The sequence below is a fragment of the Actinophytocola sp. genome (assembly GCF_045807065.1).
Taxonomy (GTDB): Bacteria; Actinomycetota; Actinomycetes; order Mycobacteriales; family Pseudonocardiaceae; genus Actinophytocola.
Map to the genome: position 1 here is coordinate 1 of NZ_JBJMIE010000617.1, position 21,736 is coordinate 21,736.

General features: G+C 68.7%; 19 protein-coding genes and 2 pseudogenes. 11 read left to right on the plus strand and 10 right to left on the minus strand.

The features are described 5' to 3' along the window. Window positions 1-168: 168 nt before the first annotated feature. Both ACJ73U_RS36085 and ACJ73U_RS36090 read left to right on the plus strand, forming a co-directional pair. A complete protein-coding gene (locus tag ACJ73U_RS36085) occupies window positions 169-990 on the plus strand; it encodes a hypothetical protein (protein WP_407782246.1) in 822 nt (273 codons plus the stop codon). A 94-nt stretch (window positions 991-1,084) separates the two neighbouring features. Beyond that, on the plus strand, window positions 1,085-1,462 hold the full coding sequence (locus tag ACJ73U_RS36090) for a hypothetical protein (protein WP_407782247.1): 378 nt from the start codon (window positions 1,085-1,087) through the stop codon (window positions 1,460-1,462). 118 nt (window positions 1,463-1,580) lie between these two features. On the opposite strand, the gene ACJ73U_RS36095 is transcribed toward ACJ73U_RS36090, so the two are convergent. Then, complete coding sequence (locus ACJ73U_RS36095) at window positions 1,581-2,273, minus strand: glycosyltransferase (RefSeq protein WP_407782248.1); 693 nt, start codon at window positions 2,271-2,273, stop codon at window positions 1,581-1,583. 31 nt (window positions 2,274-2,304) lie between these two features. On the opposite strand from ACJ73U_RS36095, the gene ACJ73U_RS36100 reads away from it, so the two are divergent. Next, window positions 2,305-2,499, plus strand: a complete 195-nt coding sequence (locus ACJ73U_RS36100; RefSeq protein WP_407782249.1) for a hypothetical protein — start codon at window positions 2,305-2,307, stop codon at window positions 2,497-2,499. Window positions 2,500-2,805: 306 nt separating this feature from the next. Here the strand turns inward: ACJ73U_RS36100 and ACJ73U_RS36105 are convergent, their stop codons facing one another. Both ACJ73U_RS36105 and ACJ73U_RS36110 read right to left on the minus strand, forming a co-directional pair. After that, window positions 2,806-3,459: a response regulator gene (locus tag ACJ73U_RS36105; protein ID WP_407782250.1), complete on the minus strand. Its 654-nt coding sequence runs from the start codon at window positions 3,457-3,459 to the stop codon at window positions 2,806-2,808. Beyond that, window positions 3,450-4,643: a sensor histidine kinase gene (locus ACJ73U_RS36110; protein ID WP_407782251.1), complete on the minus strand. Its 1,194-nt coding sequence runs from the start codon at window positions 4,641-4,643 to the stop codon at window positions 3,450-3,452. Before ACJ73U_RS36110 ends, ACJ73U_RS36105 begins: the two co-directional genes overlap by 10 nt. Window positions 4,644-4,779: 136 nt before the next feature. On the opposite strand from ACJ73U_RS36110, the gene ACJ73U_RS36115 reads away from it, so the two are divergent. From ACJ73U_RS36115 to ACJ73U_RS36125, 3 genes and pseudogenes are all read left to right on the plus strand, one after another. Further along, a complete protein-coding gene (locus ACJ73U_RS36115) occupies window positions 4,780-5,607 on the plus strand; it encodes a type II CAAX prenyl endopeptidase Rce1 family protein (protein ID WP_407782252.1) in 828 nt (275 codons plus the stop codon). Between the two features lie 78 nt (window positions 5,608-5,685). Beyond that, window positions 5,686-5,985, plus strand: a pseudogene (locus tag ACJ73U_RS36120) (hypothetical protein); the annotation flags it as partial. 222 nt (window positions 5,986-6,207) lie between these two features. Beyond that, window positions 6,208-6,616 (plus strand): annotated as a pseudogene (locus ACJ73U_RS36125) (type VI secretion protein); the annotation flags it as partial. Window positions 6,617-6,821: 205 nt separating this feature from the next. Here ACJ73U_RS36125 and ACJ73U_RS36130 read toward each other — a convergent pair. Further along, window positions 6,822-7,403, minus strand: coding sequence for a TetR/AcrR family transcriptional regulator (locus tag ACJ73U_RS36130; protein WP_407782253.1), 582 nt, complete (start codon window positions 7,401-7,403; stop codon window positions 6,822-6,824). Window positions 7,404-7,511: 108 nt separating this feature from the next. Here ACJ73U_RS36130 and ACJ73U_RS36135 point away from each other — a divergent pair, with 108 nt between their 5' ends. Both ACJ73U_RS36135 and ACJ73U_RS36140 read left to right on the plus strand, forming a co-directional pair. Next, complete coding sequence (locus tag ACJ73U_RS36135; RefSeq protein ID WP_407782254.1) at window positions 7,512-8,423, plus strand: TIGR03564 family F420-dependent LLM class oxidoreductase; 912 nt, start codon at window positions 7,512-7,514, stop codon at window positions 8,421-8,423. Window positions 8,424-8,439: 16 nt separating this feature from the next. Next, entirely contained in the window at window positions 8,440-8,844 is a 405-nt protein-coding gene (locus tag ACJ73U_RS36140) for a nuclear transport factor 2 family protein (protein WP_407782255.1), read from the plus strand. 58 nt (window positions 8,845-8,902) lie between these two features. On the opposite strand, the gene ACJ73U_RS36145 is transcribed toward ACJ73U_RS36140, so the two are convergent. The 3 genes from ACJ73U_RS36145 to ACJ73U_RS36155 all read right to left on the minus strand — a co-directional run bounded on the left by ACJ73U_RS36145 (window position 8,903) and on the right by ACJ73U_RS36155 (window position 12,622). Further along, the gene (locus ACJ73U_RS36145; RefSeq protein ID WP_407782256.1) at window positions 8,903-9,565 is read right to left on the minus strand and encodes a phosphotransferase; all 663 of its coding nucleotides are present in this window, start codon (window positions 9,563-9,565) and stop codon (window positions 8,903-8,905) included. A gap of 79 nt (window positions 9,566-9,644) precedes the next feature. Continuing rightward, on the minus strand, window positions 9,645-11,762 hold the full coding sequence (locus tag ACJ73U_RS36150) for a putative bifunctional diguanylate cyclase/phosphodiesterase (RefSeq protein WP_407782257.1): 2,118 nt from the start codon (window positions 11,760-11,762) through the stop codon (window positions 9,645-9,647). Window positions 11,763-11,779: 17 nt separating this feature from the next. Next, complete coding sequence (locus ACJ73U_RS36155; protein ID WP_407782258.1) at window positions 11,780-12,622, minus strand: SAM-dependent methyltransferase; 843 nt, start codon at window positions 12,620-12,622, stop codon at window positions 11,780-11,782. Window positions 12,623-12,786: 164 nt separating this feature from the next. Here ACJ73U_RS36155 and ACJ73U_RS36160 point away from each other — a divergent pair, with 164 nt between their 5' ends. Both ACJ73U_RS36160 and ACJ73U_RS36165 read left to right on the plus strand, forming a co-directional pair. Further along, window positions 12,787-14,127, plus strand: a complete 1,341-nt coding sequence (locus ACJ73U_RS36160) for a cytochrome P450 (protein ID WP_407782259.1) — start codon at window positions 12,787-12,789, stop codon at window positions 14,125-14,127. Next, entirely contained in the window at window positions 14,124-15,131 is a 1,008-nt protein-coding gene (locus ACJ73U_RS36165) for an alpha/beta hydrolase (RefSeq protein WP_407782260.1), read from the plus strand. The genes ACJ73U_RS36160 and ACJ73U_RS36165 overlap by 4 nt, the downstream gene beginning before the upstream one ends. A 213-nt stretch (window positions 15,132-15,344) precedes the next feature. Here ACJ73U_RS36165 and ACJ73U_RS36170 read toward each other — a convergent pair whose 3' ends face one another. Next, window positions 15,345-17,741 carry a ricin-type beta-trefoil lectin domain protein gene (locus tag ACJ73U_RS36170; RefSeq protein WP_407782261.1) on the minus strand — a complete coding sequence of 799 codons (2,397 nt, stop codon included), beginning with the start codon at window positions 17,739-17,741 and terminating at the stop codon, window positions 15,345-15,347. Between the two features lie 483 nt (window positions 17,742-18,224). On the opposite strand from ACJ73U_RS36170, the gene ACJ73U_RS36175 reads away from it, so the two are divergent. Continuing rightward, a complete protein-coding gene (locus tag ACJ73U_RS36175; protein ID WP_407782262.1) occupies window positions 18,225-20,057 on the plus strand; it encodes an RICIN domain-containing protein in 1,833 nt (610 codons plus the stop codon). A 12-nt stretch (window positions 20,058-20,069) separates the two neighbouring features. Here the strand turns inward: ACJ73U_RS36175 and ACJ73U_RS36180 are convergent, their stop codons facing one another. Next, window positions 20,070-21,068, minus strand: coding sequence for a LacI family DNA-binding transcriptional regulator (locus ACJ73U_RS36180; protein WP_407782263.1), 999 nt, complete (start codon window positions 21,066-21,068; stop codon window positions 20,070-20,072). Window positions 21,069-21,307: 239 nt separating this feature from the next. After that, the gene (locus ACJ73U_RS36185; protein WP_407782264.1) at window positions 21,308-21,436 is read right to left on the minus strand and encodes a hypothetical protein; all 129 of its coding nucleotides are present in this window, start codon (window positions 21,434-21,436) and stop codon (window positions 21,308-21,310) included. Window positions 21,437-21,736: the final 300 nt, after the last annotated feature.

The window sequence follows — 21,736 nt, forward strand, 5'->3', positions numbered from 1 at the left end:
CACAATTTCCCAAAACCAACCTCTACATAACAATCTGGACGACGCCGACAGCACAATGGATGTCGCCGGGATTAGCGAGTGCGTCGGCCACCGGGGGGCCGATGATGTCGACGTTGGCCTGTTCGTGTCAGAGGTGGCGAGCCGGTCGAGGATTGGGAGAATGACCTCATGGTGCGGCGTGGGGTCCTGTGGTGGTCACTGATTCTGGCGGTCGTCGGAGGGGGCGTTGCGGTCGTGGTGATCGCCGCTCTGTGGGGCGGCACGCCGTTGCGGGAGATGCCGCTGATCGTCACGAGCATGCTGATAGGTGGGTTCCTGCCCCCGAGCGTCACCGCGATCTATCGACGCAGCGGGCAGGTGCCGCGCCCTCGCATCAGTCAGACGGCAGAGTCGTCTCGTGCGACCAGACCCTTGGGGGTGAGGGCGTCGGACGCGGTCGAGTTCGTCTCGGAACCCCGTGGCTCCGAGGCCGGCTTCAAACTCTTCGTCGGAGTGTTAGGGCTGTTCCTCGGCGGGTCAGGAGTGGCGATGATCGTGTCGCCGGCCGCTCGCGCTTCCATGTTCGCAGGCAGCCACACGCCTGGCGTCCTGACGGCGCTGCCCCTCGCGGGATTCACGCTGCTGATGGCACTCCTCTCCCTTCTGTTCGCGTTCAGCAAAGATGATTCACGACGGATCATGGTGCTGAGTTCCGCGGGGACCACGATCACGTTCGAGAAGTCCAAGGTGGACATTTCGTGGACCGACGTCAGCGACATCGTCGTCAAGGACGATCACCTGCTTTTCCAGGTCCCCGCCTTGCCGAAAGCCACTGCCGTCCTGGTCAACTCGACCGTCTCTTCCGGCGAAGGCCGCGAGTTCAGGGATAGTCTGTGGAGTCCGGGCTCACCGATGATCGCCGTCTGCAAGCTGGGAACGTTGACGGTCGGCAGTGAACTGCTACTCAAGGAGATCGAGCGTCGCTCGGGCCGGAAGATCGTCAGCTGCTGAGACAACCGCACATCGGAAGAGTGCGTTCGTAAGACGTTGCGGAGGTATGAGTAAGCGCTGTGTCGACCAGACCCCGACCTGAGACCATCGCCCGGTGACGAGATGGTTCAGGCGCCGACGTGCCGATCAGGCCGTCGAGGCGCAGCGGCGCACGGTGCGGGACGATGCCGCCCGAGCACGGCAAACAAGGCAGCACCTACTCACCGGTCAGGAAGGTCTCGTGGCAAGCATTGAAGACCTTCTTTTTCGCCACGACCCGATCGGCATCAACTTCGATCACAACACCGACGAATACCGGCCCGAAGCAGAGACGATCACCCTGCGCCTACCCGAGGCGGCCACCGAGCACGACCTCCGACGCATCATCCACGAGGAATTCGTCCGTTGGTTCGGTGCCAGCATCGCGGGCCCAGCCGAAGGCTACGACTCGATCGCCCGTGAAATCTGGCAGATTTGGCGAGTCCATCGCTGATCAACTCCCCAGCCACGGCCCCAGCGGCGAATCGGCACCTTCAGCCGCACTCATCTCGGCATGACCGGATGCAAGCGCTCGATCAGCGGCATGTCCGTACGTGTTCCCGGTTTGTGCGTCAGGAACGGTTCGCGAACGCTTGTAGCCGGTCGAGGATGGCGGCGGGTGGGGGCATCGCGAAGACCTGTGCGGTGACGGCGGCCGCCGACTCACGGTAGGACGGGTTCGCGCGGACCAAGCGAGCTGCGTCCCGGATACCGTGCCAGGACGGCGCACCCGAGCCGGCGAGCACGCCGGCATGCGCGTCGGCGACTTGAGTAGCCATGTCGAACTGGTCGGTGGCCAGCGGCGAGATCACCAACGGAACACCGTGGGCGAGGGCGCCCAGGACGGTGCCTGCGCCCGCATGGCACACGACCGCATCTACGTGGGGCAGCAACTGCTCCTGCGGCACGTAGTGCTCGATGCGCACGTAGTCCGGCTGTGGCCCGAAGCGGGCGCGGTCGCCGTTGCCGCCGATGGTGACCACGACGTTGACGCCCTCGCCGTGCAGCGCGGTGACCATGGTTTCCAGCACCCTGGGTCGGGTGTTGTGCGACGTACCCGCGGTGACGTAGACGGTCCGCTCGTACGGCAGCCCTTCGACGATGGCCGGCCGGTTCCCGGCGACGGGCAAGGAATTTTCCGGACGCAACGGCCATCGGGTGGGGTAATCCCACTCGATACCGGTGCCGCGCAACCGGTCGGGCCAGATGTCCAGGTAGGGCACGTCGTCGTGGCCGGGAAGCCGGTCGAGCCCGAAGCGTCGCACGATCTCCTCGGCCGCTCTCCAGCCGCCTGCCGTGAACAGCGCCCGCCGGTTCCTGTTCCATCACCCCGACGATGCGCCACTCGCCGGCTTCGATCTGCCGCAGCCGCGTGAACGTGAGATCGCGGTCCACGCCCAGTTGTGGGGCTGGATCACCGAAGACGACCGCCAGGTGCTCCTGGACGCCGGGTTCGGCCCTGACGACCTCGCCGCTCTCCTGGAGCAGTAGCGGCAGAATCACAGCTCCGCCTCCAGCTCGGGCGCTGGTGGCAGCGCCGTGAAGGACGAGACGACGCCGGGGACCACCAGGCTGTACGACGCGATGGTCGTACGAGGTGCGCGCACATCGGCATGTGAGGATTCCCATCCTTTGGTGCTCCCGCCTGGCCCCGTCGACACCCACCACCACGGTCACCCGCGAGACGTTTCTTCGTGCGCCGGCGAACGCGCGGCAGAACTCTGGACGGCCAGAGTTCGAACAATCGACACCGGGTCGCCTGCCCTGCAGGCGATGATGCCGTCCGAATCCATCGTTCTATTGGTTCCGCAGGTAGGTCAGGACGGCGAGTACCCGGCGGTTGACGTCCTCGTCGGGGGACAGGTCGAGTTTGGCGAGGAGGTTGCCGACGTGTTTGCCGACGGCTCCCTCGGTGATCGTGAGGTGCCGTGCGATCGCGGCGTTGGAGTGTCCTTCGGCGATCAGGGCCAGCACTTCCCGTTCGCGTGCGGAAAGCCGGTCCAGTAGACCGTGGTTGAGGGGATCGCGGTCAAGTAGGTGCCGCACCACTTCCGGGTCGATGGCGGTTCCGCCCGCGGCCACCCGGCGGAGCACCTCGACGAACTCCGCCACGTCCACGACGCGGTCCTTCAGCAGGTAGCCGATGCCGACGCCGCCGTGTGAGTCGAGCAGGTCGGCCGCGTAGCCGCGTTCGACATACTGGCTCAACGCCACCACCGCCAGCTCCGGCCGGTCGCGCCGTAGTGCCACGGCCGCCTGCAGGCCTTCGTTGGAGTAGCCGGGTGGCATGCGGATGTCGGTGACCACGAGGTCAGGTCGTTCCCTGGTCGCGGCCTCGACCAGGGACGACGCGTCGCTGACGGAGGCGACGACGGTGAGGCCGAAGCGGTCGAGCATTCCGGCGAGCCCTTCCCGCAACAGCACCCCGTCCTCGGCAAGCACTACTCGCATGGCAACTCCACTCGTAACACGGTCGGGCCGCCGGCCGGGCTGGACAGCGTCATGGTGCCCGCGAGCACGGCGACCCGGTCGGCGAGCCCGGTCAGCCCGCTGCCGGGGACCGCGCCGCCGCGGCCGTCGTCGGCCACCGCGACGACCAGCACGCCGTTCCGCACAGCGGCGTCGACGGTCGCGGTGGACGCACCGCTGTGCCTGCCGATGTTGGTCAGTGCCTCCGCCACGACGAAGTACGCCGTGGACTCCACATGTGGCGGCAGCCGGGGCACGGGCGCGTGCACTGTCACCGCAATACCGCTACGCGCCGCGAGACCCTCGAGCGCGGCGGCCAGCCCGCGGTCGGTGAGGACCTTCGGGTAGATGCCCTGGACCAGTTCCCGTAGGTCGGCCATGAGGTTCTTGGCCTGCTCGTGTGCGGCCACGACTTCCTTGTGCGCGGGAGAATCGGCAGGCACGTCCAACCGGGCCATGCCCAGCCGCAGGGTGAGGCTGACCAGCTTCTCCTGCGCGCCGTCGTGCAGGTCCCGCTCGATGCGCCGCCGTTCCGCATCGAACGCGTTCACCAGCCGCGCCCGCGACCTCGTCACTTCCGCGATCCGCTCATCGCCTAGAAGTAGTGCCCGCGCCACCAGGGCGTGGCCGGTCGCGAGCAGTGTCACGAGATAGGGCACGGCCGGTGCCAGCACGATCCCGGCGAGCACGTACCAGAACGAGTCGTCCAACGTTACGTGGCTGTCGAAAGGCATCGCCACGGGACCGATCTCCGAGGTGACCAGGATCGGCACGGCCAGGAAAACCAACGGCGACACGGCCAGGCACAGCACCGGCAATGTCGTGAGCGGTCCGAGAGTCACCAGCAGCACCGTGTACCCGACCTCCCGCCACGTCATCGGATCCCGATACCCATACGTCCGCGGGCGGGGCCCGGAGCCGGGTTCGACAAGTCCCAGGCGCCGGCGCTCCACACGCGCCAACGGAAACGCGACCCACGGCAAGCCGACGAACAACACCACCAGACCGACAGCGACGAACACGAGCCGCGTCACGAACGAGATCGGCGCGATGATCGCCAGCAGCGCGGGCAACCCCAGCGTCATCACCGGCACCATCGCCACTGCGGCCACCGGCAGGAGACTCAGCAGGTAGGCCGTCGGTCGCCACGACCACACGGTGAGCATGCCCGCAGACGCTAACAACAGCGGCGGAACGGCACGATGGTGCTGCCCGTAGTTCCGGGGCTATGCCTAGCACCACCCTCCGATGGCCCAGCAGGCGTAGTGCCAGCACGGGGTCCACGGTGGTCTGGTTGGGGCCATGACAGCTGTCTCGGCCAGAACGCGTGGCATTCCCGCGTTCCTCCTCCTGACGTTCGCCATCGCGTGGATCAGCGAGTTCGGCCTGTGGTCACTGGGATTCTCACTGGCCAACCCGCTGGCCCAGATCCCGGCCGTGTTCGCCCCGGCGATGTCGGCGTTCGTCGTGCGCCGCTGGGTCACTCGGGAAGGCTTCGCGGACGCGGGTCTGCGCCTGCGTCTACGGCAGGCGTGGCCGCAGTACCTCGCGGCATGGCTCGGCCCCTTGGTGTTCACCGGGACAACCCTGGCCATCGCAGCCGTTCTCGGTCTGTGGCAACCCGTCGCGCCGACAGCGGCACAGTGGGGTCTCATCACCCTGCTGATGCTGGTCCAGCCCCTGATGGCGCCCGCCACATGGGGCGAGGAGTTCGGCTGGACCAGTTATCTACGGCTGCGCCTGTTCCCCGGCCGGCCGGTCGCCGCGACACTCGGCACCGGAATTGTCCTGTCGGTCTGGCACTACCCGCTCGCGTTCGTGGGCTACGCCGAGTTTTCCGAGATCGTGCTCGGCCTGGCGTCGTGGACGGCATACATGATGTCCTGGGAAATAGTCCTGAGCTGGCTGCGACTGCGCAGCGGAACCATCTGGACGTCGAGCCTCGCGCACATAGGCGGCAACATGGTGCTCGCCCTACTCACCGGGCAGGCTCTGGATGTCGACCCGGGCACCCAGAACGCACTGATGACCATCCCGGTCGCGTCCGTCGCCGTTTGGATCATCCTCACCGGTCGGATCGACGGCCGAACCACGCGATCGGAACCGCCCGTGATCAAGACGGGAAGATAGCTCGACCCCGGCGCGCAAGCGAAACGCGCCCGGCGCCGTCCAGTCGGGGACGTGCCTAGTACTGCAACGGTAAGCTCCGTGCGTCGGCCTGGAGCGCGGTTCCAACGTTTCGTCGGCAAGTCGCGAGCCCGATCCGCTACGAGCCCGCAGATCGGTTCTGGTTGGCCGCCCTGTCCAGGCTGGTACGTCGCTCACGGTGGGGCAGAAGTCTTCCCGGTCGCGCCTGGCACCCTGCTCGGCTGGCATCGCAGGTTCATCGCGGGAAAGTGGGACTACACCGTCCGGCGACGCACCGGACGCCCTCCAACCCAGGCTGCGATCAAGGTGCTGGTGCTGCGGCTCGCTGAGGAGAAGCCGCGGTGGGGACACCGACGCATCCAGGGCGAGTTGGCCCGGCTCGGCCATCGGATCGCCGCCTCGACGGTCAGGCAGATCCTGCACACCGCAGGCATCGACCCAGCACCCCGCCGCGCCGGTCCGACCTGGCACGAATTCCTCACCGCCCCGGCCCAGAGCATCATCGCGGCGGACTTCCTCCACATCGACACCATGCTCGGCAAACGCCTCTACGCGTTGGCCTTCCTCGAACACAGCACCCGACTTGCCCACCAACACCTCGGCCAACTCCCCCGCGAACTACGAGAGGGCATGTCCACCAACGCCCGCAGCAAATCTTCTTCAACGCCTCCCCGGAAGACGCCGCGAGCTGTCCCGCCACACCACCCCCCGACTGTCCGACCACGACCTCGCTCACCTCGGCGTCTACCACGCCGCCGTCCGCCTCGTCCTCGCCGGCGAAGTAGGACACGCGAGATCCGCGCTGCCGCATGCCGCGCAGCCCAGACCGCCACCGGCGACAGTCCTACGCCTGCAGGCGCCTGACCATCGCGCGGACCCTTCGGTTCGGCTCGACCCCCGACCCGAGTTGCGCCCGCCACACAGTCGCGGAGCGCCGACCCCCGCCGCAACGGCTGAACCACCCCTGCCTGCCCTCACATCCCGGCTCTGACCTGGACTGTGAAGTAGCGGTATCTCGATCGTGGGGTATTCCCCGACTCTCGCAGATCAGAATGATGCGCGGAGGCGCACTGATGACGGTCTCGTCGGGCTGTCGCCGACGGGCGATCACCGTAGCCAGAAGGACATGATAGGAAGCGCCAACATCCCGCCATGCCGATTTCCGTCTGCGATGACCCCTGGGCGGGCGACGCCTGTCACTTGCTGGCGGCGCGGCGCAGGAGTCCGTCAGCGACGAGAGCCATCAGCATGTCGGCGCGTTCTGCCGGGTCAGGGAGCGACTCGGTTGCCAGGGATATGCCGTTGGCGAGTTGGAGGACGTCGTCGACGGTGACGGTCGGGGCGACCGAGCCCTCTCGATGGGCGCGAGCGAGGAGTTGCTGGGCGGCGTCCTGGATCATGGTGTGGGGCGAGAACTCTGGATCGGATTCGTATCCGGTTAATGCCGGGCCAAGCCCCCGGGCGGTGGCCGCATGCGCCACCACGTCGTGCAGCCAGGTCACCAATGCCGTCCCTGCACTCGGCTCAGCCAGCAAGTCCTCTGCCCGCGCGCACAACGCCTGCACGCGATCGTGCAGCACCGCTTCCAGCAGTTCCGCGCGGCTGCCGAAGTGTCGATGCAGGGTGGCCGATCCGACCCCGGCGCGGCGGGCGATTTCTTCCAGGGACGCCTCGGCTCCGGCCTCGGCGATCACCGCACCTGCCGCGGCCACCAGCTTGTCGCGGTTGCGTCGCGCATCGGCCCGCCGCCTGCCGGGCGAGCTGCGGGTTTCTCCCATCCGACACCTTCTTGCTAAGTGGGGTGACTCCCCCGTATCGTACCGGACCACAACTGGGGTACCCGCCCCATTTAATGTTGCGTGTTGCCGGATGCGAGGAGACGAAGAATGCAGATCGGCTTGGCGGTCGGTGACGTGCGTGGTCCCGCGACGCTGGCCACGGTCCTAGACCAGGTGCGGGTGGCGGCTGGGGCGGGATTCGCCACGGCATGGACGAGTCAGGCACTGGGTTGGGATGCGCTGACCACCATCGCGGTGGCCGGTACCGCGGTCGCCGACATCGCCGTGGGGACGGCAGTGGTTCCCGTTCCGCAGCGACACCCGCTGGTGCTGGCCGCGCAGGCGCTGACGGTGCAGGCCGCGGTGGCGGGACGTCTGACGCTGGGCGCGGGTGCGGGTATCGACGCGATGGTGTCGGGGATGTTCGGACTTCCCACCGACCGGCCCGTGCTGCGCATGCGCGAATATCTGACCGTGCTCGGCCCGCTGCTGCGCGGGGACAGCGTCGATTACCGCGGAGAGACGCTTACCGCCGCAGGGGCGGTGAGCGTCTCCGGTGGCGTGCCGGCGCCGTCGGTGCTCGTCGCGGCGATGGGGCCACGCATGGTGCGCGTGGCGGGAGAACTCGCCGACGGGGCCGCGACTTGGATGACGGGACCGAAGGCCCTCGGCGAACACATCGTCCCGGCGATCAACAAGGCGGCGGCCAGCGCTGGACGACCGGCCCCGCGAGTCGTCGCGGGGCTGCCCGTGTGCGTCACCGACACCGCCGAGGATGTGCGTGCCCGGATCGCCGAGCAGTTCGCGCTCGCCGCACAGGTGCCGGAGTACCGCGCGACGCTCGACCGGGAAGGAGCGGCCGGACCGCAGGACGTCGCGATCGTCGGTACCGAAACCGAAGTGGCGCAGGCACTCACGCAGTTCCGCGATGCCGGGGTCACTGAATTCATGGCCGCGCCCTACGGAACTGCCGACGAACAGGACCGCACTGTCGATCTCCTTGCCGAGCTGGCCCGATGAAGTGGAGAGCTGGCCGATGCTGAATATCACCGTCGAGGACCGGGTCGCGATCCACGAGGTGATCGCCTTGCACGGGCATGTGGTGGACGATCGGGATTGGGATCGACTCGGAGAGGTGTTCACCGACGATGTCGTGTTCGATGTGACGGACTACGGGTATGGCACGCTGCATGGAATGCAGGCTATGCAGGATTTGGTGCGCGGTAACCGGGATGACGCGGCCCAGCCGCTGGGGCATCACGTCACCAATACCGTCATCGTCAGTCACGATGGCGGGAGGGTGAGGGCGCGCTCGAAAGCGCTGGCGGTCGCAGGCGACGGAACAAGCGGATCGGCGGTATATGAAGACGTGCTCCGACGGGATGCACAGGGATGGCGCATCAGCTACCGGAAGGTGACAGCTCGCCGAGGCGGGCACTGAATCGGAGGTGTCGGCGACCGACAGGAGCTGCTGAAGGGTCCGCCCGACGGCGTGGAGGTCAGCGCACGGTGGGCCCGTGCGTCTCCAGCTCGGCGCGGCTCACCCGGTTGCTCCTGGTGCCGATCACCGGACCGGACCGGTCGCCGATGAGCCGCGCGGCCTCGAGGTCGATCAACGTGACCCGGTTCCCGGTCTGGATCACGTTCTCGGGCTTGATGTCGCCGTGCAGCACACCACGCCGGTGCAGTGGGCAGAACCGTGCTCGCTCCGGCACGGTTGGATCGCGCAGGCGCGTGTTCTCGGCGGTCCGCTCCACGTACTCGGGGAGCCGGCCCCCGGGCGTGTCATAGGACACGCGGCGGCTGAGTTGTTCGGCGACCGTTGGTTGCGGGCCGACCCAGCGCGCGACCTGCGGCAGGTGTCGCGTGATCGTGTCCGTCGGAACCAGCCAGGCGGTGTCGCGGTCCTGGGGCGCCCCGGCCACCACGATGCCCACCGGCCGCCCGGTCTCGTCGAGCACCGGCGCACCGGAGAAGCCGGCGGTGATCCGCGTGCCGACGAACTGGCACCGCTCGCCGCCGCCGTCGGCCACCGTCGCCTCGATCCAGAGCCCGGACTCGGTGTCCACTGGGAAACCGGAGACGCGCAGGGTGCGCGTGGGAACAGGCCTGACGCGGTGCAACTCGGCGCCGAGCCCGGGCGGCACCGGCTCGTCCACCATCCAGGTCGCCTTCGCGCGCTCGAGGCCCCTTTCGGCGGAGGCCGCGATCGCCGCGGGATGGTCAGGCGGCGCGGAGTGGCTATGAGATGAACGTCGACTGGAACGTGGCCGCGCAGTGGTGGGGCCCGAAGTGCGGGCCGGTGGCCAGGTCCGCGCCCGCTTCCCGCCACCACCTCGCCTGCTCCGCCGTGTTGATGTCGTTGACGACGATGACGGCGCCGGTTGCCCGCAACGCGGGCAGCAGGGCGGCGACGTAGTCGGCTTGCGTCCTGGTCTGCTGGTCCACCAGGCGCTCGGCCACGCGGATCGAGTGGACCGAGTGGTCCTGTGCGGCGGCGAGGTCATCCGGGCCCAGGCCGAAGTCGTGCAGTGCCGTCCGCACGCCCATCTCGGCCAGCACGCCCAGGTTGTCCGCCGCCTCGGGCACCCGTACCACGTCCACCGGCATGCTGGCGACCACCCTGCTCGCCGGCAGGCGGGTACTGTCCAGGACCCGCACCACCCTGGAGACGAGGTCCGCGTCGCACGCCTGGTGCGCGGTCAGCGTGACTGTCAACGGCGACGTGAAGCCGTTGCGCTGCCACCACGTGACCTGACCGCCCGCGATGCCGAGCAGCCACTCGCCCAAGCCGAGGATGAGGCCGGTCTTCTCGGCCAACTCCACGCACCGTTCATGCGAGACGGGCGCCTCCGGACGTTCCCAGTGCAGCACCGCCTCCACGCCCGCGAGGCCGCCGTCCGCCAGCCGCACCACGGGGCGGTAGCGGACCGTGATCTCGCCCTGCTCCCAGGCGCCCGGCATGGCGACGGCCAGCGCCTGCGCCGCCCGGTCCGCCGAGTCCTCGTTCGGGTCGAACAGTTCCCACTGCCCGCGCCCCTTCGACTTGGCCCGCCGCAACGCCTGGCCGGCCGCCCGCAGCAGCTCGGCCGGGTCGGTGTTGCCCGACACGTCGTGCACTGCCCCGATCGACGTCGACACGGCCAGGCCGTGCCCGTCGACGTACACGGGTTCGGCGAGCACCTTGTTGATGGCGGCCGCGATCGTGGCGATGTCCGGTGTGGTCGCGGTGTTCTCCACGAGGATACCGAACTCGTCGCCGTCGAACCGGGCGATCATCGCCTTCTCCCGCGCCAGCACGGACTTCAGCCGCTGCGCCGCGTGGACCAGCAACCGCTCGCCCGCGCCACGCCCGAGGCTGTTGCAGACCATGCCGAACGCGTCGAGGTCGAGGTGCAGCAGTGTCACGCCGTGCACCGGATCGGCCTGGCGCACCGCGCACTCCAGGTGCGTGCTGAAGAACTGGCGGTTCGGCAGGCCGGTAAGCACGTCGTGCAGCGCCTGCCGGCTCAGTTCGCTCTGCAGCAGCATCAGCTCGGTGCCGTCCTCGACGACCGAGACGAAGTGGTTCGGCGCACCGTCCGGGTCGCGCAGCAGTGACGCGGTCAGTGAGATCCGTGCGACGTCGCCGTCCTTGCGCAGCAACCGCTGCGACTGCCGGACGCGTTCCCGCCCGCCCTCGACCACGGCCCGCATCGCCTCGCGCAGCATCTCGACCGTGTCGGGGTGGACGAGGTCGAACAGGTTCACGCCGGTCAGCTCGTCGGCGGTGTAGCCGAGGATGTCGCCGATCGCGCCGTTGGACCGAACGAGCCGCCCGTCCAGGCCGACGATCATGATGCCGCTCGCGGACGACGTGACCACCTCGTCGAACCGCGCCTCGCTCTCCCTGACGTTCCACCTGGCGTCGCGCACGGCCTTGAGCAGCGCCAGGTTCACCTGTTCCTGCTGCTCGAACACGATCCGCCGGTTCGCGGTGAGAAAACCGGTGGCCAGCGCGCCGATCCCGAGCGCGATCCGTTCCGCGTGCGCGCCGGCCGGCTGGAACTCGGGCAGCGCCAGAAGTCCTTTGCCGAGAACCTCGACGGTGCGGCGCAAACCGTCCTCGCCGACATAGCCCATCGCGACGACGTGTTCGCCGACCTGCTCGACCGCCGTGGCGTCGAACGGGTCGCGGGGCAGGATCGAGCACAGCACGTCGAGCTGGTCACGCAGTTCCCGGCCCACTTCCTCGGCGGTCAGCGGAACCAGCGCGACGCCGCTCAACTGGTATGTCCAGGTGCGGGCGAGGAGTTCCCGGGACTGTGCGGCGTCCTGGGAGGCCGACCGGGAGCCGAATCTGTGGCCAGGCTGCGACATCGGACGAGTCCCGCGGCCTACTGGTCGGAAGATGGACGAGAGACGTCATGTTTCCTGGCGACACCGCCATAGATCAGCGTGTTCGCCTCCGGGGCGTCAGACATGTCGCCCGGTCCGGTAGGCCGCCAGGCAGGACACCCGACCAGCCCCGGCTCGACCAGTTCGAAGTCGCCGAAGAAGTCCAGCACCTGCTCGTACGAGCGCTCGGTGAGCTGGTCGGCACTGCGGCTCGCCTTGATCAGATCCGTCACCTCGGTCAGGGTCAGATCCTGGTTGTCCGCGGAGACGTGGGTGATCGCCAGGTAGCTGCCGGGGGCCAGCGCCTCGCGGTAGCGCGCCATCGCCTTCCACGGCTCGGACTCGTCCGGCTGCCAGTGCAGCATCAGCAGTACCAGCAGGCCGATGGGCCGGTCGAAGTCGAGCAACGCGCGGGTCTGCGGGTGGTCCAGGATCGAATCGGGATCGTGCATGTCCGCGTGCACGATCCTCGCGCGGTCGTTGTTCGCCAGCATCAACTCGCTGTGCGCCACCGCGATCGGGTCCTTGTCCACGTACAGCACCCGGCATTCCGGGGCGGCGTCCTGGGCGACCTCGTGCACGTTGGCCACGGTCGGGATGCCCGAGCCGATGTCGAGGAACTGCCGAATGCCCTGCCCCACCATGAACCGGACGCACCGGGCAAGGAACGACCTGCTCACCCGTACCACGGAACGCGAGTCGGGCCGGACGCGTTCGACCTGCGTCGCCAGCTCGCGGTCGACGGCGAAGTTGTGGGCGCCGCCGAGCAGGTAGTCGTAAATGCGCGCGATGTTGGGAACGGAGACATCGACGCTCGGCGGAATCCAATTCCGTCGCGCCATTGTGGACAACCCCTCGTCGGTAGGAGAGGCATTAGAGTAACCACTCCCCCAGGCCGCCACAATTGAACCACCGGAGCGTGGCCGTAGTTCACCCGATCGGGCACTGTCGAGTCGCTGGGGCGACTTCTATTGTGGTCATCCTTCCAACTCGGCGAGGAGCGAATATGCCCGTCCCGGTGGCACCGGGTCGACTACCCCTGCTTGGCCACACCCTGTCGATGCTTCGCGGGCGGTGGAGATTCACCGCGCGCCTGCGGCGGCACGGCGACGTCGTCCGGGTCGACCTCGGCACGATGCGTACCTACTTCGTGACCAATCCCCGGCTCGTGCACGAATTGTTGACCGCAAAAGGATCACTGTTCAGAAAAGGCGTGTTGTTCGACAAAGTACTACCGATCTTCGGTAATGGTCTGGCCACGTCGAACGGCGAGTTCCATCGCCGTCAGCGCCGGATGGTGCAGCCCGCCTTCCACCGGGATCGCATTGCCCGTTATGCCGAGACCATGGCGCGCGCGGTGGCCGAGCTGACCGCGACGTGGCGCGCCGGCCAGGTGCGTGTGGTCGAGGAGGACACGCAGGCGCTCGCGGTCACCATCGTGGGTCAGGCGTTGTTCTCCACCGAGTTGGGCAGGCGCGCGATCGAGGAGGTTCGCCGGTCCATCTTCATCGTGCTCAGGTACGCCATGATCCGCGCACTGTCGCCGTCGTTCACCGAGCGGCTGCCCCTGCGCGGCAACCGCGAGTTCGACGAGGCCATCGGACGCATGCGCGCGATCGTGCTCGACGTCGTACGCGGTCGGCGGGTGGACGGCACCGACCACGGTGACCTGCTGTCCATGCTGTTGCTGGCCCGGGACGCGGATGGCGCGGGCATGTCGGACCAGCAGGTCCACGACGAGGTCATGACGCTGCTCGTCGGTGGCATCGAGACCACCGCGCTCGCACTGGCCTGGACATTCCACGAGCTCGGTCGGCACCCGGAGGTCGAGGCCCGCGTCCACGCCGAGGTGGACGAGGTGCTGGACGGCCGCGCACCCACCTTCGCCGACGTCGGAAAGCTGGTCTACGTCAAGCAGGTCGTCAACGAAGTGCTGCGGATGTACCCGATCTGGTTCCTGATGCGACGAGCCCTGGCGCCGGTCGAGCTGGGCGGCACGGTGCTGCCCGAGGGCGCCGAGGTGATCTTCAGCCCGCACGCCCTCCACCACGACCCGGCGTCGTTCGAGGACCCCTACCGCTTCGACCCCGACCGCTGGTCGCCAGAACGCGCCGCGACGATCCCCAGGGGCGCGTTCGTCCCGTTCGGCGCGGGCGCACGCCAGTGCGTGGGGAACCTGTTCGCCCAGACCGAGATCGTCGTCGCCGTGGCCAGCGTCGCGGCGCGGTGGCGACTGGTTCCCGTGCCGGGCAAGCCCGTTCGCGTCGAGTTCACGTCCGCCGCCTACCCGAAAGGGATGCTGATGACGGCGGTTCCCCGAAACCGAGTTGGAGGATGTTCTTCGTGAGTTGGTTGCGTTTCCGCAGGTTCGGCGCCGCCGCGCTGCTCGCCGCCGGAGTCTGTCTCGCGCCCGGCGCGGCGGACGCCGCGGAGATCACGTGCGAGGACGTGCACGTGCCGGTGCGGATCGGCCTCACGACGGAGTCGATGTACGGCAGGCTGTGCGTCCCGCCGGGCGCGACGACGCTCCAGGTGCTGGTGCCGGGAGGCACGTACAACAGCGTGTACTGGGATATCGGCTACGACCCGCAGACCCTGTCCTACCGCCAGGCCATGAACCAGGCCGGCATCGCCACCGTCGCCGTCGACCGGCTCGGCAGCGGGCGCAGCTCCGTACCCCCGAGCGAACTGGTCACCGTGTCCGCCCAGGCCCAGGCGGTGCACGCGGTCATCCAGTCGCTGCGACCGCGGTTCGGCAAGGTGGTGCTCGTCGGCCACTCGATCGGCTCGGCGATCACCATGACCGAGGCGGCCACCTACCGCGACGTGGACGGCGTGGTGATCACCGGGCTCAGCCACCAGATCAACCTGCCAGGCGCCGTGCCCGTGTTCACCACGCTGATCCCGGCCGCGCTCGACTCCCGGCTGACCGGGTACGGCCTCGACATCGGCTACCTGACCACCGCCCCCGGCACGCGGTACTCGTCGTTCCACACCCCGGGCGCGACCGAGCCGGGCGCACTCGCCTTCGACGAGGCCACCAAGGGCGTCGTCACGGCGGGCGAGACCCTGGACACCGTGCTGATCACCGCCCTCATCCCGGTGTCACGACAGATCACCGTGCCCGTCATGTTGGTCATGGGCGGCGGCGACGTGGACTTCTGCGGCCCGCCGCTCGGCGCGGACTGCTCCTCGAACGAAGCCCTGCGGACGTCGGAGGCGCCGTTCTACGCACCCGAGGCCCGGCTGCGCGCCTACGTCGTCCCCGGCTACGGGCACTCGCTCAACTTCTCCCCGAACGCGCCCGGCTACCACCGGGCGGTCATCGAGTGGACGAAAGGGATCCGCTGACGCGCAGGAGGTGCGGAGGTTTTCCACGGCCTGGACCACCACCTCCTCGAACCCGGTCGAGGGCGAGTTCGACGCCGGTGTCCAGGCGCCGCTGGTGGTGGCGTTCGTTGAGCCGGTCGGCCTGATCGGTCGGTGTCCAGCCGAGTGTGGCGCGGAGGGGGCGGACTTGGTCCTCGTCGGTGGCGTTGTCCAACGCGACCAGGGTTCGCAGCCCTAGCTCCGCGTCCACCTCTGGTTGCCGCCGCCGTTGCAGGTCCACAGCTCGATCAGCGTGCCGTTGCCGGTGCCCGCGCCGGTGGCGTCGAGGCAGAGTCCCGACTGGACGCTGGTGATCGTGCCGTCGGCGTTGAGGTTCCACCTCTGGTTCGCGGCGCCGGTGCACGACCAGATGTCGACCTTGGTGCCGGCGCTGGTGCCCTGGTCGGAGGCGTCCAGGCATTCGCTGCCGTAGACGCGCAACTCGCCAGCGGAGGTCGCGGTCCACTGCTGGTTGGCGCCGCCGTTGCAGTCCCACAACTCCACCTGGGTGCCGGCGGTTTGGCTTGCGCCGGGCACGTCCACGCAGCGTCCGGAGTCGGCCCCGACGATCGTGCCGCTCGTGCCGGTCCCGCCCCCGCTGCCCGCAGTGATGGACAGGTTGTCGAACTGCGCCGTCTCGCCCTGGCTGGTCGCATAGCCGACCTGGCCCGCGCCCCAGGTGCGGTCGTTGGCCGAACCGACCGTCCTGCCGTCGATGCTGGCGGTGATGGCGCTGCCGGCGAAGGTGAGTGCCAGGGTGTGCCACTGGTTGGTGCCCAGTGCGGTCGTGCTGCCGCTGGCCAGGGTGGAGACGTTGGCCCCGGTGTTCGTGCTCAGGATCGACCACGCCCCGGTGTCGCTGACCCGCAGGTGGTACGCGTTGATCCCGCCGGCACCGGAGTAGTCCTGGCTGCTGGCCCGGCCCATCAGCTCGGCGTAGCCGGACTTCTCGAGCAGCACGTCGGCGGAGACGGTGTAGTTGTTCCAGCTCAGCTCGCCGAGCAGGCTGTGCGGATCCGACAACGCGTCCCAGGTGATCGGCTTCTGCGCGCTCATCTGCCGCACGCACCGGCCCGTGCGGCCGCCGCCACAGCCGGCCACCTCGAAGGCGCCCTGCCAGTCCATCAGGTACTTGGCCTCGGTACCGGTGGCGTCGCTGTCGAAGGAGTCGCTGTAGGGCAGGCCCAGGGCGGCTTGACCGGGGGCCGCCGCGGCTCCCTTGCCCTGCCCCGTCGTGGTGGTCACGGTGTACACGCGGCCGGGTTGCAGGGTCAGGCTGTAGTTGCCGCCGGACGGGGTGATGTCGGACTCGTGCACAAAGTAGTCCGCCTGGTTGTTGGAGCTCAGGTTGGTGGACCACACGTGCACCGGGCCGGTGGACAGTCCGCCGGTGACGGCGAAGTTCACCGTCTGCGCGCCGCCCGCGTCCACGGTTTCGATGATCGCGCTGTAGTCGGTGTTGTTCGTGGACTTCAGCGTGACGTAGCTGCCGTTGTTCCGGTTGCCGCCGAGATAGCCGCTGGAGCTGTCGAGGTAGTGCCAGCCGGGTGCGGTGAACTGGGTCGTCTGCGCCTCCACCCAGGCGTTCTTGCCGATCGAGTAGTGGCCCGACCACGGCTGTGAGGCCAGCGCGAGACCCATGGTGGGATACGGCAGGTTCGGCGTGATCGCGGCGACGATCGGCCAGTTCAGGTACGCGGTCATCTTTCCGTCGAGGTAACCGCGGTTGATGCCGCGGGCCATCGCCTGTGCGCCGGAGTTGTAGTCGTCCGAGCCGTTCTCGCTGGCCCACAACGTCTTGCCGGAGGACGTGGCGGCCGCGGGCACGCCGCAGCTGCTCTGGGCGGAGCGGTAGCCACACGGGTAGTGCGCGCCGATGACGCCGATGGCGGAGGAGAAGGCGGGGTTGGCGTTGACGTCGCCCGCGATGGACCAGTCCGAGTCGGCGCCGACGATGGTCACCGCGGAGTAGCCGCTGGAGTTGAGTGTGGCGCGCAGGTTCTCGTACCAGCCGACGTTGTAGCCGCGTTCGTTCCAGCCGCCGAGGTAGTCGATGCTCAGGTTGTGCTGCCTGGCGCACCCCAGCCACGAGACCAGGTAGTTGACCATGTCGGTGGACCAGAAGTTGCCGCCGCCGATCCAGCCGGGCGCCCCCCAGGCCAGCCCGTAGAGCTTGATGCCGGGATTGCGGGCCCTGGCCTGCTGCGCCAGCCAGAACTCGTAGCCGACGTCGCAGTTGACGGCGCCGCGGGTGTGCTCGATGCTCGGCTCGGCGCCGGAGGTGGAGTTGGTGTCGCCGCCGATCTCGATCTTGAGCATCTGGACCGCGGCGCCGTAGCCCGGCTTGAACAGGGAGTCCAGGATCTGGCTGCGCTGGGGCTCGGGATAGTCGATGAGCAGCCGCGAGTTGCCGCCTCCGCCGCTGATCGCGCCGACGCCGTCGAACGTGCGCCCGCCCGAGGCGCCGTTGATCGTGATCGACGTGGCGGCCTGTGCCGGCGCGGCGCCGATACCCGCGACGCCGCCCGTGACGAGGGTGACGACGCCGAGCGCGACCACCATGCGCCGCAGCAGCCGGTTGGGAGTCCCCATTTCGGGATTTCCTTTCGCGGAAAGGTAGTCGGTCATCCGAGGCACAGTCCTCACCGGACGCCGGTGTCGGTGTCGGTGTCGCCGGCGTTCCTCCGGCACACCTATGCGAAGTAACTCCCGGCCGCCGTTCGTGTCAAGGCGCACCTGGTATGCGGCGGCGGTCGGCACGTGTCACCACAGCTGTGGGCATGCTCGTCGCCGGTCCGCTCCGGTGAAACTTTCACGCACCGGCCCAGGCGGGACTCGCAGGTGTCGGCACGGACGGGAACGTGCCGTTGACCGCTCTCGCATCCGGGTCCTAGCATCCCTTCCTACCGCGGGTCGAACCGGTTCGACCCCGTTCGTTCGACGGTCTCGGGAGCGGAAACCAGCCGGGTCGGGCAGCCCCGACGTCGTTTCCGCAGACTCCGTTCCCCGTTCGCTTCACGAGTTCTACACAGCACGGCGCCGCGACACCGTGGCGCGGCAACGCAGGAGGAGCCGATGAGAACGAGAACCGGGCCAGGCCGAGCGCTGCCGGCTGTCGCCGCGGCCCTGGCGCTGGCCATTCCACTGCTGGCACCCGTGCCCGGCCATGCGGCCGTGACCGCGTCGTTGAGCGTGGACCTCGCCTCGACCCGGGGACCGTCGACCGGGGTCGGCGAGGGTTTCCTCTACGGCATCACCTCCGACGGCACCCAGCCGGTGGACCAGTTCCTCCAGCCGCTGGGCATCAACGCCTTCCGCGGCGGCGGCTGGTTCTCCGGCGGCTGGATCAAGGACGGCTACCAGTTCGGCTCCGCCACCCAGGCCGACCTCAACTCGATGATCATGCAGGCCAGACGGCTCACCCAGCCGCCGTACCACGCCCAGTACCAGGCGCTGCTCACGGACATCTACGGCCTCAACGGCGGCCAGCCCTCGAACACCAGCTACCCGTGCGACAACGGCAACTGCTCGAACTGGGTCAGCTTCATCGACGCCACGGTCGGCGCGTTGCAGGCATCGGGGCTGAGGTTCGCCTACGACATCGACAACGAGCCGGACATCTCGGTGTTCTGGACCCGGGGCGTGAACAGCACCCAGTACTTCCAGATGTGGGACACCGCCTACCGGGAGATCCGGCGGATCGCGCCCGGCACGCAGATCGTCGGCCCGTCGTTCGCGTTCACCCCACAGGCCCGGGCCGCCCAGTGGCAGACCTGGCTGTCCCACGTGAAGGCGGCCGGCACGGTGCCGGACATGATCACCAACCACGACGAGGGCGACGTCGACGACCCGGTCACGGTCTCGCAGTCGCTCAACAACGCCCTGACCTCGGCGGGAATCGGCCGGGTGCCGCTATCCGCCAACGAGTACCAGCCGGCCGACCGACAGACCGCCGGCGTGACCGCGTGGTACCTGGCCCGCTTCGCCCAGTCCGGCTACACCAACGCCATGCGCGGCAACTGGGTCTGCTGCATCACCCCGAACCTGACCGGGGTCCTCACCCAGAGCGGCGGGACGTGGCAGCCGACCGGCAACTGGTGGACGTTGCGCGACTACGCCGACATGACCGGTACCCTGGTGAACACCTCGGGGCAGGTCGGCTCGACGGCGATCTCGGCTGCCGAGGACGCCACCGCCAAGCGCGTGGTCGCGATCATCGGGGACTCGAACGGGGTCACCGGTTCGTCGCCGGTGACGTTCAGTGGCCTGTCCGCAGTGCCGTGGCTGGCCAACAACGGCGCCGTCAACGTCACCGTCCAGCGCATTCCGGACCAGGCCCCGCTGTCCGCGCCGCAGGTGGTCTACAACCAGAACGTCAGCGCCGCGGCCGGGTCCATCACCGTGCCGGTCAACTTCCAGGCCTCGCACGACGCGTTCGCCATCTACCTGACACCCGCGTCGTCAGGTGGCGGCGGGTTTCCCAGCGGCAACCACCAGCTCGTGGTCGCCAACAACAACCTCTGCCTGGACGTGTCCGGCGCCAGCTCGAACGCCGGCGCGGTGATCGACCAGTGGACCTGCAACGGGCAGACCAACCAGCAGTTCCAGTTCGTGGCCGCCACCGGCGGCTACGGCGAGCTCAGGGCGCAGCACTCCGGTCAGGACGTGACGGTCGCGGGCGGCTCCACCGCCCAGGGCACCCCCGACATCGTCCAGGGCGCACCGAACACCGCCGCCGCCAGCCTGTGGCAGCCGGTGCAACAGTCCGACGGCTCCTACGAGTTCCGCAACCAGGGCAGCGGCCTGTGCCTCGACGTGTACGGCGCCGGCAGCAACCTCGGCCAGCAGCTCGACCAGTGGCCGTGCAAGAACGCACCCGGCAGCAACCAGGACTTCATGCTCCGCTGACCCGTCGCTACCTCAGGCCGACTCGCGCAGCACCAGGCTGGTGGGCAGGACGATCGTCCGGCAGGTCTCGTCGGCGACGAGCAGCTCGGTGACCGACCGCGCGCCCATCTCCTCGACCGGCTGTCGGACCGTGGTCAGTCGCGGCATCGTGTGCCCGGCCAGCGTGGCGTCGTCGAACCCGACGACGGCCACCTGGTCCGGCACCCGCACGCCCGACCGGCGCAGTCCCCGCAACGCGCCGACGGCCATCAGGTCCGAGGCCGCGAACACGGCGTCGAGGGCCGGATGCCGATCCAGCAACCGCAACATGGCGTGCTCGCCCGAGTCGACGGTGAAGTCCCCACGGCAGACGATCCCGGCCGGCGCCAGGCCTCCCTCCGCCAGCGCACTGCGATAGCCGGCCAGCCGGTCGTCCGCAGCGACCATGTTGCTCGGCCCGGCTATCGTGGCGATCACCTGGCGACCCAACGAGATCAGGTGCGACACGGCCTGCCATGCCCCACCCGTGTTGTCCGCATCCACATAGGACAGTCCGGAAGTCGCGGGCCGGCCGACGCAGATGACCGGCACCCCGGCCTCCCGCACCACCCGTGCCGGCGCTCCGTCGGACCGCATCCCCACCATCACGACGCCATCGACGTGGCCGCCGCAGAGGTAGCGCAGCAGCGTGTCCCGAGGCGCGTTGCGCAGCGCCGTCGACACGACCAGTTCACGGCCGGCCCGCAGCACGGCGCGCTCGGCTCCGACCAGCAGCCGGCTGTAGAAGAAGTCCCGCTGGTATCGCAGCATGTCGTCGAACACGACCACGGACACCGCGCCGCTGTGCCTACGCGCGAGGTGCGGTGACCGCTGCCGCACGTAGCCCAGTTCGGCCACGGCCCGCTCAACTCGGGCCGCGGTGTCCTGGTTCACCGGTGCCGACCGGTTGAGCACCCGTGACGCCGTCGCCACGGAAACCCCGGCCCACCGGGCCACGTCAGCCAACGTCGGCTGACGGTCAGGCGCGATCATCAGGGAACTCCTCACCACAGCACGCTCACCCCGCCCATCGAGGTCGAGCGCCCGCACGTCCCAGCGGAAAGCCGGCGGTCGTCCAGGAGTCGGTGAGCGTGACAGGCGCGTGGGCGCCAACTCCCGTTGTGCATCACGGATACCGCCGGCCGCCCGTGCCAGTCCCCGTCATCACGCTGACCTCGGCGTCGAACGGTCATCCGGGAGAAGGGGTGGCCGGGACCTGGCCGCCGATGTGGTCAGGACGAGAAGCCGGTCATCGAGGTTCCCGACTTGGTCAAGCTGGCGCCGCTCCAGAAGTGGAAGGTGAGCGCCACCGGCGCTCCGTCGCCCAGCACGGCCAGCCACCATCGTCGATGTGTGCCCACTTGCGTCTCCTTTGACAGCGGGAACAGGCCGCCCGGCTCGCCACACGAAAGACGTTGTCGAACCGATTCGATTCAGACGTCATCTTAACGAGTTGGAAACCACGTCGCAACGGCATGTGTGTGCGACGAACCGGTTCGAGTAGTTCGACTGAGAAAACAGAAGCCGAGGATCGCGGGATCACCCATCGAGAACACGTGCCGCAGGTGGCCGGATCGAATCGCCAGGTCGGTCGGGCCAACGGCGGCCAGCCGGATCTGGCCACGCCTGGACGTCCGCGCGCGGCGCGGAGCCGCGCGCGG

Excerpts from the sequence above, each read along its gene's own strand:
- ACJ73U_RS36110 (WP_407782251.1), bottom strand. The coding sequence starts at position 4,643 with ATGCTCACCGTGTGGTCGTGGCGACCGACGGCCTACCTGCTGAGTCTC.
- ACJ73U_RS36085 (WP_407782246.1), top strand. The coding sequence starts at position 169 with ATGGTGCGGCGTGGGGTCCTGTGGTGGTCACTGATTCTGGCGGTCGTC.
- ACJ73U_RS36115 (WP_407782252.1), top strand. The coding sequence starts at position 4,780 with ATGACAGCTGTCTCGGCCAGAACGCGTGGCATTCCCGCGTTCCTCCTC.
- ACJ73U_RS36155 (WP_407782258.1), bottom strand. The coding sequence starts at position 12,622 with ATGGCGCGACGGAATTGGATTCCGCCGAGCGTCGATGTCTCCGTTCCC.
- ACJ73U_RS36140 (WP_407782255.1), top strand. The coding sequence starts at position 8,440 with ATGCTGAATATCACCGTCGAGGACCGGGTCGCGATCCACGAGGTGATC.
- ACJ73U_RS36150 (WP_407782257.1), bottom strand. The coding sequence starts at position 11,762 with ATGTCGCAGCCTGGCCACAGATTCGGCTCCCGGTCGGCCTCCCAGGAC.
- ACJ73U_RS36135 (WP_407782254.1), top strand. The coding sequence starts at position 7,512 with ATGCAGATCGGCTTGGCGGTCGGTGACGTGCGTGGTCCCGCGACGCTG.
- ACJ73U_RS36170 (WP_407782261.1), bottom strand. The coding sequence starts at position 17,741 with ATGGGGACTCCCAACCGGCTGCTGCGGCGCATGGTGGTCGCGCTCGGC.
- ACJ73U_RS36130 (WP_407782253.1), bottom strand. The coding sequence starts at position 7,403 with ATGGGAGAAACCCGCAGCTCGCCCGGCAGGCGGCGGGCCGATGCGCGA.
- ACJ73U_RS36105 (WP_407782250.1), bottom strand. The coding sequence starts at position 3,459 with ATGCGAGTAGTGCTTGCCGAGGACGGGGTGCTGTTGCGGGAAGGGCTC.
- ACJ73U_RS36145 (WP_407782256.1), bottom strand. The coding sequence starts at position 9,565 with ATGGTGGACGAGCCGGTGCCGCCCGGGCTCGGCGCCGAGTTGCACCGC.
- ACJ73U_RS36160 (WP_407782259.1), top strand. The coding sequence starts at position 12,787 with ATGCCCGTCCCGGTGGCACCGGGTCGACTACCCCTGCTTGGCCACACC.
- ACJ73U_RS36180 (WP_407782263.1), bottom strand. The coding sequence starts at position 21,068 with ATGATCGCGCCTGACCGTCAGCCGACGTTGGCTGACGTGGCCCGGTGG.
- ACJ73U_RS36175 (WP_407782262.1), top strand. The coding sequence starts at position 18,225 with ATGAGAACGAGAACCGGGCCAGGCCGAGCGCTGCCGGCTGTCGCCGCG.